This is a genomic window from Flavobacterium ginsenosidimutans (assembly GCF_003254625.1).
In the GTDB taxonomy this organism is placed as follows: domain Bacteria; phylum Bacteroidota; class Bacteroidia; order Flavobacteriales; family Flavobacteriaceae; genus Flavobacterium; species Flavobacterium ginsenosidimutans.
In genome coordinates this window covers 533,823-546,808 of the sequence record NZ_QJRJ01000081.1, presented here as the reverse complement: position 1 = coordinate 546,808, position 12,986 = coordinate 533,823, and the positions used below count along the sequence as shown (strand labels likewise).

General features: G+C 41.1%; 11 protein-coding genes. All 11 read right to left on the bottom strand.

The genetic code is table 11. The features are described 5' to 3' along the window. Position 1: 1 nt before the first annotated feature. The 11 genes from DM444_RS20305 to DM444_RS20255 all read right to left on the bottom strand — a co-directional run bounded on the left by DM444_RS20305 (position 2) and on the right by DM444_RS20255 (position 12,979). Positions 2 to 931 carry an AraC family transcriptional regulator gene (locus tag DM444_RS20305; RefSeq protein ID WP_111290023.1) on the bottom strand — a complete coding sequence of 310 codons (930 nt, stop codon included), beginning with the start codon at positions 929 to 931 and terminating at the stop codon, positions 2 to 4. Between the two features lie 77 nt (positions 932 to 1,008). After that, a complete protein-coding gene (locus DM444_RS20300) occupies positions 1,009 to 2,016 on the bottom strand; it encodes an NADP-dependent oxidoreductase (RefSeq protein WP_111290021.1) in 1,008 nt (335 codons plus the stop codon). A 1-nt stretch (position 2,017) separates the two neighbouring features. Continuing rightward, positions 2,018 to 2,785, bottom strand: coding sequence for an SDR family oxidoreductase (locus DM444_RS20295; RefSeq protein ID WP_111290020.1), 768 nt, complete (start codon positions 2,783 to 2,785; stop codon positions 2,018 to 2,020). A gap of 6 nt (positions 2,786 to 2,791) precedes the next feature. Then, entirely contained in the window at positions 2,792 to 3,484 is a 693-nt protein-coding gene (locus DM444_RS20290) for an SDR family oxidoreductase (protein WP_111290018.1), read from the bottom strand. Positions 3,485 to 3,603: 119 nt separating this feature from the next. Next, entirely contained in the window at positions 3,604 to 4,194 is a 591-nt protein-coding gene (locus tag DM444_RS20285; RefSeq protein WP_111290016.1) for a TetR/AcrR family transcriptional regulator, read from the bottom strand. Between the two features lie 387 nt (positions 4,195 to 4,581). Beyond that, positions 4,582 to 5,403, bottom strand: coding sequence for a T9SS sorting signal type C domain-containing protein (locus DM444_RS20280; RefSeq protein ID WP_111290014.1), 822 nt, complete (start codon positions 5,401 to 5,403; stop codon positions 4,582 to 4,584). 1,155 nt (positions 5,404 to 6,558) lie between these two features. Next, the gene (locus DM444_RS20275) at positions 6,559 to 9,198 is read right to left on the bottom strand and encodes a T9SS type A sorting domain-containing protein (RefSeq protein WP_111290012.1); all 2,640 of its coding nucleotides are present in this window, start codon (positions 9,196 to 9,198) and stop codon (positions 6,559 to 6,561) included. A 362-nt stretch (positions 9,199 to 9,560) separates the two neighbouring features. Next, positions 9,561 to 9,758: a YqaE/Pmp3 family membrane protein gene (locus DM444_RS20270; protein ID WP_111290171.1), complete on the bottom strand. Its 198-nt coding sequence runs from the start codon at positions 9,756 to 9,758 to the stop codon at positions 9,561 to 9,563. A 129-nt stretch (positions 9,759 to 9,887) separates the two neighbouring features. Continuing rightward, positions 9,888 to 11,069 carry a hypothetical protein gene (locus tag DM444_RS20265; protein WP_162615016.1) on the bottom strand — a complete coding sequence of 394 codons (1,182 nt, stop codon included), beginning with the start codon at positions 11,067 to 11,069 and terminating at the stop codon, positions 9,888 to 9,890. 29 nt (positions 11,070 to 11,098) lie between these two features. Then, a complete protein-coding gene (locus DM444_RS20260; RefSeq protein ID WP_162615015.1) occupies positions 11,099 to 11,986 on the bottom strand; it encodes a helix-turn-helix domain-containing protein in 888 nt (295 codons plus the stop codon). Between the two features lie 303 nt (positions 11,987 to 12,289). Further along, a complete protein-coding gene (locus tag DM444_RS20255; protein WP_111290006.1) occupies positions 12,290 to 12,979 on the bottom strand; it encodes a hypothetical protein in 690 nt (229 codons plus the stop codon). Between the last annotated feature and the right edge of the window lie 7 nt (positions 12,980 to 12,986).

Below are 12,986 nucleotides of genomic sequence, written 5' to 3'. Positions count from 1 at the left end.
ATTAAGGGCTTACCTGCCTGGCTATTTCCTTTAGGCTGGACCTCCTAAAATCCGAAGGCGGGACACCGGTATATTTTTTAAAATATTTTACAAAATAGGAATCATCATCGAAGCCCAGACAATGGCCAATCCTACTGATACTGTAGCTAGTCTCAAGGAGCATTCTTTTTGCTTCTGCTAGGATCCTTTCGCAGATAATCTCAGAAGGGCTTTTATCTAATAATTGGCTGGTAAGGCCCGACAATGTCCTGGATGACATCTGCATAAGCGCCGCATACTCGGAGACTTTAAGTTCATTTTTATAATTTTCCTCCACTAGATCAACAAATTTTCTCAATTGCAGCTGCTTTTTATTCTCAGGTGAAATCTGTCGCCCATCAGATGTGCCCGCTTTTTCCCATCTGTGATGAACCTGAATGAGAAATGCTTTGAGATAGGACCTTAAAAGCTCCTCATGGCTGTTTTCATTTTTATCTGCCAATTCATTTTTGATCAGCTTTAAATATTCATCCAAAATAAAGGCGTCATCTCGGGTAAGCGAACAGGATGTATGCTTTTGGCTATCCAGCAGGCCGTGTTTTGAAAAAAAGGAAATATCCTTATTGTCCTGAATCAGAAACTCTTCATTAAACTGAATTAAAACTCCGCTGTAATTGGCATTTCTGTCAAAATAATGATTATCATTTTTAGATAGAAAAAAAAGAGTGTTCCGGTTAATATCCCAGGCTTTAAAATTAACAAAATAGCTGCCGTTCCCCTTTTTAAACCAAATGATCTGATAGTGGTTCTCGGCATGGGCTTTCCTCCTTTTTTTATCATATTTTTTTAAGTAAGCATCAATCTCGCACACAGAAAATCTTGGCGCATTCTGCTGATATTGATTCAGATGATACTCACTGGCATTATTGAGGCTGTCGCTATTTTTCTGCATTGGCGGCGATTAAAAAATTTATTATTGGCTGAGAGCAAAACCTGCATCAATCAATGAGATTTTACTCCCGGCCTTTACTATTTCCCACTCTTTACTTCTATTACAACCTTACCTTTCGCACGGCCGCTTTCTACATACTGCAAGGCCTCATTAGTCTGCTCAAAAGCAAACACTCTATCTACTGTGGGTCTGATAATGCCAGCTTCAATAAGAGCCGCAATTTCCTGCAGCTGCTTTCCTTCAGCCCTCATAAATAGAAAGCTAAAATCAACGTGCTTTTTTTGGGCTTTTCTCCTTATGCCAAAACTAAGCAGCGACATAATGATTTTGAAATACCAGGGCAGTCCCATTTCTCTGGCAAATTCAGGCGTCGGCGGTCCTGAAATAGAGATAGCCTTTCCTTGGGGCTTTAAAACGTTTAATGATTTTTCAAGTGTTTTTTGATCCTGGCTGTTTAACACAGCATCATAATCTTTAAGCATATGCTCAAAATAATTGGTTTTGTAATCGATCAGCAAATCTGCTCCAAGATTTTTAAGCAGTTCAAAACTTTTTGCGCTTGCTGTAGTGGCAACCACTGCACCTAAGTGCTTTGCCAGCTGTATCGCTATGGTTCCAACACCTCCTGAGCCTGCCTGAATAAATACTTTCTGCCCCTTTTTCAAATCGGCACGCTCCACCAGTGCCTGCCATGCCGTTAGTGCCACCAATGGAATAGAAGCCGCCTGGTTCATAGAAATGTTTTTGGGCTTAAGTGCCACATCTTTTTCATTGACAGCAATATACTCGGCAAAGGTTCCTATATGGTAATCCGCAGGGCGGGAATATACCTGGTCGCCAACTTTAAATTTTCTGACATTTTTGCCTGCTTTGATAACAATACCCGCCACATCATGCCCCAGAATCAAAGGCAGCCTATAGGGAAGCATCAATTTAAATTCTCCTGTTTTTATTTTTGAATCCAGTAAATTTAAGCCTGCGGCATAAACTTCAATCAAAACATCATTGCTGCCCACATCAGGAGCTGCAACATCTGCAAACTCGAGCGCTCCTTTACCATATTTATTTATTACAAATGCTTTCATATTAATTTTTTAAAAGTTGATGGCTTTTCTTCGGATTAATCAATCTATAGGCTGTTTTTGGAAAAAACCTGTTAATTAGGCTGAATAGTTTCGCATCCCCTACGCGGATTGTGTAATTTTCCTTTTGAAGCCCCTCGATAAGCCCTTTTACCATTTCTTCGGCAGATATTTTTTTATCTTTCCGGTCTGCAGTCATTTCTGTAGCAACAAGCGGTGGGATCAGTTCAAATACTTTTACATTGCTTCCAATTATCTTCAAATGCTCTCGAAGCGACACCGTATAAAAAGCCAGTGCCGTTTTAGACGAAGAATAGGTGGCTTCAATCAATGACGGAGCCTGGCTCAATATTGATGTCGTATTTATTATCGCCGCTTCTTTTCTTGATTGCAGCATGTCCATAAACAGGTTATTGAGCCTTATCACCCCCAGATAATTCACTTCCATTTCGTAGGCGGCGCCTTCGGCATGCCTGTCGTCTGCAATGCCTAAATTTGACGGTGGCACCAGTACCGCGGCATTATTATACAAAATATCAATGCCACCCAATTCTCTTACTCTGCTGAAAAGAAATTTTGCATCTTCTTTATCTGCCGCATCGCTTTGAATTGCTGTGATCGCAGGATATGCCTTTTTAGCGGCATCTAATTTGGCTTGATTTCTTCCCGTAATGATCACTTTAGCCCCGATTGCCAAAAACTGCTTAGCCGCTTCAAACCCAATACCGGAAGCCCCTCCTGTGATCAATATTGTTCTGCCCTTTATGTCCATAATGATTTATTTAAAGAATTGTTTAGAATCACCAACCGGAACATCAAACTGATTTTTATCAAGAGCCAAAAACAATTCATCTGCAACTTCATCCGGCGAAATGCCGTTTACCCCTCCTATCTCGGCTGAAAATTCAGTATTTACCAATGGCGGATAGACTTCATAGATTTGAAGATTTTTCTCTTCTTCATAAGTAGATCGAAGTGCAGCAGTATAGCTATGCAGTGCCGCTTTGGTTGCTCCATAAGTTGGAAGCAATTTATGGCTTCCAAACACTGCAATAGAGGAAATATTAACTACAGCAGATTCTGCTTTCTGCAATAAGTGGGGCAGTAAAAGCTCCGTAAAATGAATTACGCTCAAATAGTTGGTATTCATTTCTATAGCGGCTTTTTGGTGGGCATTTAAAGTTTCATTCAAAAGATAACTAAACGCTGCCCCGGCATTGTTAATGATTAAATTTACTTCCGGGTAATCTTCTTTTAATTGTTTTGCAATTCGAATCCTATCGGCTTCTTCAGATAAATCGCCTTGTATCGCTGCTGCATTATCCAATTGTTTTAAAGCGCTCTGCAGACGTTCCTCACTGCGCCCATTAATTATTATCCTATTGCCTGACCTGCTTAATTTTTTAGCAATTGCCAATCCTATTCCAACACTTCCGCCGCTTATGAATATTGTATTCCCTGCTGTTTTCATTAGTATTTCTATTTAAATTATTTTTTATTCTTTAGCTATCAAACTAACAAATTCCTTTTTTTAGACTTTTTAGTCTATTTTAAAATATACTTTTTGGTATATTTTAAATCAAAAAAAAATTATACTGCATATTGTTCCAATTCAGACTTTAGGCTTTTGACAAGTCCCTGCATTGGTTTTGCCGTCCCCATAACCCTGCACATTACGATACCGCCTTCAACCGATGCGACTAATTTAAACGCAAAGACAGCAGGATCAAGTTTAGCGCTAAACTCCCCTATATTTATCCCTTCCTGAAGCAAACCTGCCAATTCCTGCTGACCGGTTCTAAATACTTTAGCAACTTTCTCTTTTATAAGCGGATAATTATCATCTGCTTCTACGGCAGTATTAAGTATCGGGCAGCCACCCGAAATATAGGTTTCAATTGGGTCCTTATAAAAATCCAGAAATGCAGACACTTTGCCTTTAACTGTTTTTGCCTGATAAACTGCCGCTCTGATTCTGTCTGAAATCATTTTCAGCGACAAATCAATAACCTGCTCTGACAGATCTTCTTTATTTTCAAAATGGCCGTAAAGGCAGCCCTTTGTAAGTTTGGTGGCTTCCAGGATATCATCAATATTGACTCCCGAGATGCCTTTTTCATTATAAAGGGGCACCGCAGTTTCGAGTATAAATTGTTTTGTTCTTTCAGCCTTACTAAGCATTACTAATCAATTAGGGCATAAATATACTAAAAAGTATATTTAGAAATAAAAAATAGCAGTATTTTTTCATCCATTTGATTTTCAAAAATCCGATACAGCCAATTGCTGACTGATAAAAATAAAAAAAGATCAAAGCATGCATTAATCTATTATTGGAAAACAGATGCATTCTTTACATGCTGAAGAAAAATCAATTTCAATTGCTTTTCAATTGCAGATAATGAAATCCCATTTAAAAATGGCTTTCTGAGTGCAATTTTTCAATTCGTAGACACTTCCGATCTTATCGCCTATTGGCATTTTTATGATATTTTAATGCCCTATTTAAAAAAAGCGGCAGAATTTAAAAAAAAACTGCCGCTGGAAAGATATAATTATGATGTGAAATTAAAATATTATTTTTTTTGATGTTTTGCTCCCATCTTCAAAAAATACCCTAATCAGCAGTACCTGAGGGCCGGATTGGATGCCATCAATCTCTAAATCAAATGTTTTTATCTGCGGAATATTGTAAATGAGCCTCCCTGCCGCATCATAAATTGAAACCTGCTCCACGGCGTTCCCGTAAGATTTTAATGTGATCACTTTATTTTTTGAAACAACTATTAGATTTTCGGGATTATCCTCAAATTGGGCATTTCCTAAATTTACCTTGGCAGCATAGCGAATAATAAAACGATCTGCAAAAGTTCCTTTTTCTGTTGAAAATGTATAAACACTTTTTTTCAAATTATGTATAGCACCGGTCATTTTATCCTCCAGATAAATATCCTGATCAGCTAAATCGCCATCTGCATGATCAATTGAAATGCTTAAATCTCCGACAATTTCAGACCTGTAGCCAAGAGGAACCGTATCGCTAAGAAGAAACGGCAGGCCGCGTCCTTGAATCACCAGCTTCTTTCCTTCGTTAATGCTGTAAAAATCCGCATATTTATTTGCATCCATGGAAACGGCATCGTAATTGTAATCATAACCATTGGTTGCCCCCTGCATGTAGCCAATCAAAAGCTGCTTAAAAAGCCCTTCATTATTAGTCAGATTAAGCCATACTCGGTGCCTTTCAACTGCGGGAATACTCTTGCAATATAATATAGAGTGGCTGCTGTTTTGAAATACAGGGCCGCCCAAAACAGAATGGGCATTTAGAAAGCCTGATAGCACAAAAGAAATTAAAAGCATAAAATTTAATGAGTATTTTTTTTTCATATCGTATAATTTAAATAAGTACTAAGTGGGTAAATAAATTTGCTGGATGTTACTCTAAAATAATCTTAAGCTATTGATTGCATTTTCGCTGAAATTAGGAGAGTAAATTATACTTTGACAAAAAAACAGGAGGTGAATTTGAGCTTACAGTCATAAAAAAAGATATTTTATTTATAGGATTTATCTCCATGATTAAAGTAAATTTATAATTGCACACTAAAAATTTATTTATATTTATGCCTTTAAAAGTTATAAACATCCCACTTGCCAAGAGAGGGCAAGAGGTAAAAACATGCTTTCTCAGAGACCCAGACGGCATCCGTAAATTATCTATAGTTTCAATCACTGGCCTGTAAGCCAGCAATTGAATTTCTATATCTATTCAGACCGTCAGTTTTACCAAAACAGCGGCTTTTAGATTATTGATATTGATTCAATTCAATCTCGCAAGGATGGAGCAAAAGGAATCATAAGCTTCCCCCAAAAAGCCTATCAACATCTTAAATAGAAGCGTCTTTTATAACGATTGCAAATTTGATTGATTTACTGGCATAGTTCCAAGATCGTAAAGGAGTAAAATATTCTTAATAGTTATAATATTTAACTTCAAAGGTCTTTTTTTAAGGTGCAATAGAAAATATATAACAGCAGTAAATTATAGTCATCTATATGTATGTAAAAAATAATGATTGAAATCATTATTTTTTACATACGGCAAATGGACTTGATACATTTTTCCGCCACAAAAAGCTGAGGCAAATTTTAAAGAAATTTCAGCTTGAAGTGGATACCTTTTTAACGCAAAAAATTAAGGAAGAAACATCTCCTCCTGCATTACAATGCAGATCCACAATAATTTTGGCTATCGTCTGATTTTGAAATTCCTTCAATATCTATTAAATAGATGCGGCAGAACCGGCAAAAGCCTTTTTAAAGCTTATAAAGACCAAAAACGAAAGAGACGGCCAGTAGGCCGTCTCTTTTACTATTGGATAATTAATTTTCATATTCTTTTTCAGTCCGTTACGGCACTATTCCATAAAAACGCCTTATCTGCAGCACTGCCTCTTTTCGGTGAATTTAAAAAAAGAAAGCAAAGCTATTCCAAATGCGAAAGCCCCGTGCATTATTCTTAGTACTGGCTTTTAAATGCGGCTAGTTTATAATGACCTTTTTGGTGGCTTTTCCCTGACTGGTGATCACCTGAAAAAAATATATTCCTTTTGCCAGAGAATTGACAGTAATAACAGCCTTCTTTTCTGTTTTCACCAATTGCCCTAAAGCATTGTAGACATTTATTTCCTCCAATGCCAAACCATCTTCCAAACTAATGGTTACAGCCTCTGATGCTGGATTTGGATAAACTGAAAAACTGCCCAGAACAAAACTGTCTGAACTCAAAACAGGCGATAGGCCATAGACGCGGACATGGCCGTTTGTGCCATTATAAGGGGCTCCAATGGCCAGCGCACTGCCATCTCCAGACAGAGAGACAATATGGCCGCTTTCATCTCCAGGCGCTTCCCCATCTATATCGGATCCTATTTTTATCCAGGCGCCAGATACATTTTTATACACACGAACCGATCCGGAACGGTCTCCTTTTCCATCATTGTAATGGGCTCCAATCGCCAGAATGCTGCCGTCACTGGAAAGGGAGACGCTAAAGCCGCTCTCATCGGAAAATGCTTCTCCAATTATATCGGCCCCCAACTGTGTCCAGGTTCCCGAAACGTTTTTATACACGCGGACATATCCGTTATAGGATCCGTCTCCAAGATTTCCGGGAGCTCCAATGGCAAGAATTGTCCCATCGCCAGAGAGGGATACGCTCGTACCGCTTCTGTCTCTGGCTGATTTCCCATCTATATCGGCACCTATCTGCGTCCAGACACCAGATACATTCTGATAGACACGCACTGATCCCGCATAAGTTCCGCTGCCGCTGTTTAGATAGGCTCCAATAGCTAAAGTATTTCCATCACTGGAAAGGGAAATGCTATTGCCGCTATAATCCCCGGCTGCTTCTCCATCTATATCCCCTCCTATTTTTGTCCAAGTGCCAGACACATTTTTATACACACGAACCGATCCTGTAGCATCTCCCTTTGCATCATTATAAGGAGCTGCGATAGCCACGACAGTGCCATCACCGGAAAGGGAAACACAAATGCCAAAATTATCTCCAGCCGCTTCCCCATCAATATCGTCCCCTATCTGTGTCCAGGCGCCAGATGCATTCTGATAGACGCGAACTGATCCAGCCTGGTCCCCGCTGGCGTCATTTGCATAAGCTCCAACAGCCAGAATGGCGCCATTGCCCGAAAGGGAAAGGCTGTAGCCCAAATAGTCGCCTATTTTTTCCCCGTCTATATCATCTCCTATCTGCGTCCAGATGCCGGATAGATTTTTATAGACCCTAGCCGATCCTGTGTGGTATCCGCCTGCGTTTGCCTCATTTAGCCAATCTCCTACGGCAATGATGGTGCCATCATCAGAAATGGAAGCGCTGACGCCGACCATGCCTTCAGATGGGTCTCCTTTTATATCATTTCCCATTTTTGTCCAGGTGCCCGATACATTCTCGTACAGCGAAACTGCCCCCGCACCAGGTCCGTTTCCATCATTATATGGAGCTCCGGCTGCAAGGGTGGCGCCATCTCCCGAAAGGAAAACGCTAGCGCCCAGATTATCGCCGGCCGCCACTCCATCCATATCTGCCCCCATTTTTGTCCAGGTTCCCGATACATTCTGATACACCCGAACTGATCCCGCATCAGCTCCATTTCCGCTATTTAAAGGCGATCCAATTATTAGCATAGAACCATCGCTTGAAAGGGAAATGCTTTTGCCGCTGCTGTCTCCAGCCGATTCGCCATCGATATCCACTCCTATTTTTGTCCAGGTGCCGGATGCATTCTGATACACCCGAACTGATCCCGCATCAGCTCCATTCCCATCATTTCCCGAGGCTCCAATAGCCACAGTATTGCCATCGCTGGAAAGGGAAACGCTGCCGCCGCTATTATCTCCTCCTGCTTCTCCATCTATATCGGCTCCAATCTTGGTCCAGGTTCCCGCAACATTCTTATACACCCGAACCGATCCTGAATCGGTTCCATTTCCATCATTTCCGGGAGATCCGATAGTCACAGTGCTGCCATCGCTGGAAAGGGAAACGCTTGAGCCGCTGGCATCTCCAGCCGCTTCCCCATCAATATCGGCTCCCACCTGTGTCCAGACTCCGGCAACGCTCTCATATACCCTTACAGATCCCGCATCGGTTCCATTTGCGTCATTTCCCGGAGATCCAATGGCAATGATATTGCCATTGCCGGAAAAGGAAATGCTGCTGCCGCTATTATCCCCGGCCGATTCTCCATAAAAATCGGATCCTATCTGCTGCCACCAGCCGGAAACATAGTAATACAGCCTGACCAGTCCCGCATCGGCTCCCCCCAGATCATTCCCCGGAGATCCAACGGCAAGAGAATAGCCATCGCCGGAAAGGGAAACGCTGCGGCCGCTATAATCTCCGGCCGCCACTCCATGAATTTCGTATCCTATCCTTCCCCAGCTGCCCGAATCGTATTTATAGACATTGACAGATCCTGTTTCATTCCCCCTATTGTCAGTGCCGGGAGATCCGATGGCAAGGGTCCTGCCATTGCTGGAAAGCGAAATGCTGCTGCCGCTATGGCGTGCAGTGGGCTCTCCATAAATATCATCTCCAATTTGCACCTGCCCCATACCCAATAAAGGAAGCAGAATAAAAAACAGTAATTTTTTCATCATAATTTTTAAGGTTAATTGAATCAGATCTTCTAATAACTTGAGAGTACGAATATAGCTTTTTTTGTGTTAAATATTATTTTTGCACGGCTTTATATATAAGCCCAAATGCTTTTGTTCCGGTACAGGCGCGATCCAATCTCCAGCTTGTTTCACCTGATCCTTTTTGCAGTCTGAAGCCCAATGGAAGGCAGGGCCAATACCTTTTTTGCCGCAAAAATTAGGTCTATCTATTATATCATCTAACGGCTATAAACTATCAGATAGCATCTTGCCGCAAATTCATTCAGGCATACAGAGCAGCCGCACGCGAAAAGCCCCTGAAAACATCCCACGCTTTCAGAGGCTCCATTGGTATAATCAGCTTATCTAGTTCTAACTGCTTTAATAAGCTTAGCGTTTCTTCTGTCCGCACTTGAATTCTGGAGCGATACCACCGCCCATATGGCTGCGGGAATCCAACCGATCAGCGTAATCTGAAGAATAAGGCACAGCAGCGCGGTCAGAAGCTTTCCTCTGAGAAGAAAAGACAGCGAGGGAAAGAATATGGCAATTAAGGTCATCATAGTTTTAGTTTTAATGGTATTTACAGTTAACAGCAAAAGGATCTAAAACCCTTTCTTAAATACTTAGTCGATACAGAGCCTGTTTTGTTTCAGAAAAACAGCATTAAATGTCAGGCAATTAAAAAATCAGTACGATCTGATCTTTCTGATCATCTTCTCCAGAGTCAGTATGGCTATGTTTTTATCGTTCTCTTCCGCATTGTAGGATTTGCTTCGAACCGACTGGTAGGACAAGTCCTTTTTAAAGGCCGTTGAGAGATGGGGCACTATCCTCTGAAAGACCAGACTCATGGATCTGGACTTGACAATGCGCGCTTCATCTGCAGCACGAAGGATAATTGCGATCTGATCTGCAGACAGATCGCACTCCAGCTTATATTTATGCCTCTCCTCGGAACTCAATTCTGCATTCAGAACAATCGCAAGTTCAGCCTGCTTCTCCAAATAGCCAAGCTCATGCTTGAACCAATTCTCCAAAACGGTTTTAACAGGCTGCAGCCCTGCATTAAAAAAAAGCTTATCGCTGCAATAGATCTGGCTGAACTCCTTAAAATACAGACTCAGCAGAATGGCCTTTTCGGAAAAGTTTTCCTTCGCCTCCATTTTAGACACTATGCGCCTTTCCAGCAGACTGATATAGGCCGGGCTGTTAAAATTCAAGCCGATCAGCTTCCGGTCAAGCGCAGAGAATAGGCCTTCTTCCAAGCACTCAGTCTCTGCGAGCCCATTTAGCAGGGTTCGCTCATAGAGCACCTGACGGAAAGTGACCCTGCTTCTGCTCTGCAGTGACAGCGCTTCGCCCAGTTCCTGAGCCACCACTTTTAATGCCTCCTGCATTTCTTCGCTATTAGATCTGCGCTTCTGAAGGCTGTTTAATTTCAGCTGCAGCTCCTTGCGGGAAACCAATAGATAGGTGATCGGGACTTTTTCATCCAGACTCAGATAGCCCGAATAGCGCTGCTCCAAAAATGACAGCAGCCCATCCAGACATCCAATGACCGCTTCCCCGCATTTTGAGATAAGAGCCGATTGGAATATGATGCTTTTCTGGCTGTCTGACATCCTATCCAATAGAAAAATTAATGTCGAATGGTACTTTCGGACCAGAAGGCGGATCTGCCTCTTTCGCCTAAGGGCAAATATTTCATTTTTAATCCGAACCTGAATCTGCTTAGATTCTTTTGCCGCATCTTCTGAAATTGCAGCCAGTTCATCTTCTGACATTTGGCTAAGATCTGCCCTATTGGGATTAAGGCGTTCCAATATCAGATTATCCAGCCATTCTAAAGGATATTTGCTCTTCATCATTTTCATGTTTTAATTGCAGTTAATAGGGACTAACGACTCTTAAATCTCTCGGCAGCTTCTGCACGGTATTCTGACGGCGTGCAGGACATTAATTTTTTAAAAAAGATATCAAATGCAGACGGCGAGCTGAACTGCAGCTCTTCTGCTATCTCGGAAATGGTAAAGACAGAATCCTCCAGAAGGTTTACAGCTTCAGCCAAAACTGCATCTGTGATCATCTTCTTGGCCGGTTTTCCAGTAACCTGTTTCACCACCCTATTGAGATAGCCCGAAGTGACATACAGCACTCCGGCATAAAATTTCACCGTATGATGCTTTCTGCAGTGGATGGACAGCACAGTGAGAAACTGCACAGCCAGCTTTTCGGCCCTTGAAATGTGAAGTCCACCATAAGCAAAATACTTGGAGTAGATAAGCTTGAGTTCAAACAGCAGCAGATTGGTGCTGATGCGCTGAAGCTCCAATTCAAAATCGGTGCCAGGTCGATTCATTTCTTCCGCATGCAGCAGCCTGCAGATCAGTGAGAGCACCAGATAATCGCTTGCTTCTAAACTGATTTTCATCAATTCTTTTCCTTTAGGATGCAAAAAAGGATAGGTCTGCTGATATTTAAAATTTTCCCTGGACAGCCTTTCCGAATAAAATACCATTAAAGAAAACTGCAGTTTCTCTTTCACCTCAATCAGCCTGCAAAAAGACTTCTTCGAAAAAAAAAGCAGATCGCGAGCCCCTAAATCGAATACTGTTTCCTCTGTCTGCATTTTCAGCCCTCCCGACTTCACTAAAAGAACGGAAGGATTCTCTACGGCAAAAAACTCCCGTTCTGAAACCGTGGCAGCATACCTTTTAACAATATAGATATGTACCGCTTCAGAAGACTCTCTGCTGCATCCAGTATTAATTAAATCATTAAGCATAAGCGGCTGCATTGCAATTGGAAAAGCTTTAAAAACATGTTCACTTCAACTAATCTCTGAATGCTTTTTTAATGACTATATAGCATAAAAAATAAAGATTTAAAAGTTCGGTGATATAAAACAGATAGGCCAGGCCTCTTGCATATCCTCTCCCATCCTGCTCTTTTATCCAACAGTCTAAGATGCCATTGCAGATAAAAAGATTCAGGATAAAATAAAGGCTTAAAAGATTAAAAGACATCAGAATAATAAATAAAACGGCCTGCAGTTTCATATGGCTAATTTTACAGGTAAATCAGATTATTAATGGAGCGTATTAAAAAACGCAGCAAGAACCGCTAATGTGGGCTCAACACCATGCAGTGCGTTTTGTATAGGTTTATTTGTCACGGCAGTTTCCCAATCCCGATCACGGTTTCTTGCTTCTTCATATAAAGAATATCTCGAAATAGCAGATACTTTAAGAATTGTTTCCTTTTCATCCTCATCTATTGCAGAATCTTCCATAACCTCATCTTCATAGGACACGATAAAATCATGAACATCTTCATAATCCTGATTCTGTCTGCTTACCAGCTCATCCACATAATAATTGAGTTTCAGCTTAACTGGACTGCTTAAGGCTGAACTGTCGATAAGCTCCAGCAGTTTACTATACGGATCAGCAAGAATTGCTGCTATCATTTCAGGTGTCAGCGTAATAAGGCTTTTGGCTTCCCTATTTTTGCCGTTTCTATTCTCCCAAATAAATAGAAGCTGGTCTGACTGCTTCTCTTTAGAATCGGCGGCTCCATTTTGAGAAGCATAATCAGTAAGCGCATTATAAAAAATGATCCCGGTCTCTTCAAAAGGATTGCGTAAATTTTGAGCTTCTTGCGGCACATCATAAGAAATCTGCTCAAACCGCCCTTTGTCTGATTGATTTAGAATTTCATCGTTTGAACAGGATGCAGTAAAAAAAGTGATCGTAAGACATAATACTACTGTTTTCATGGTTAGT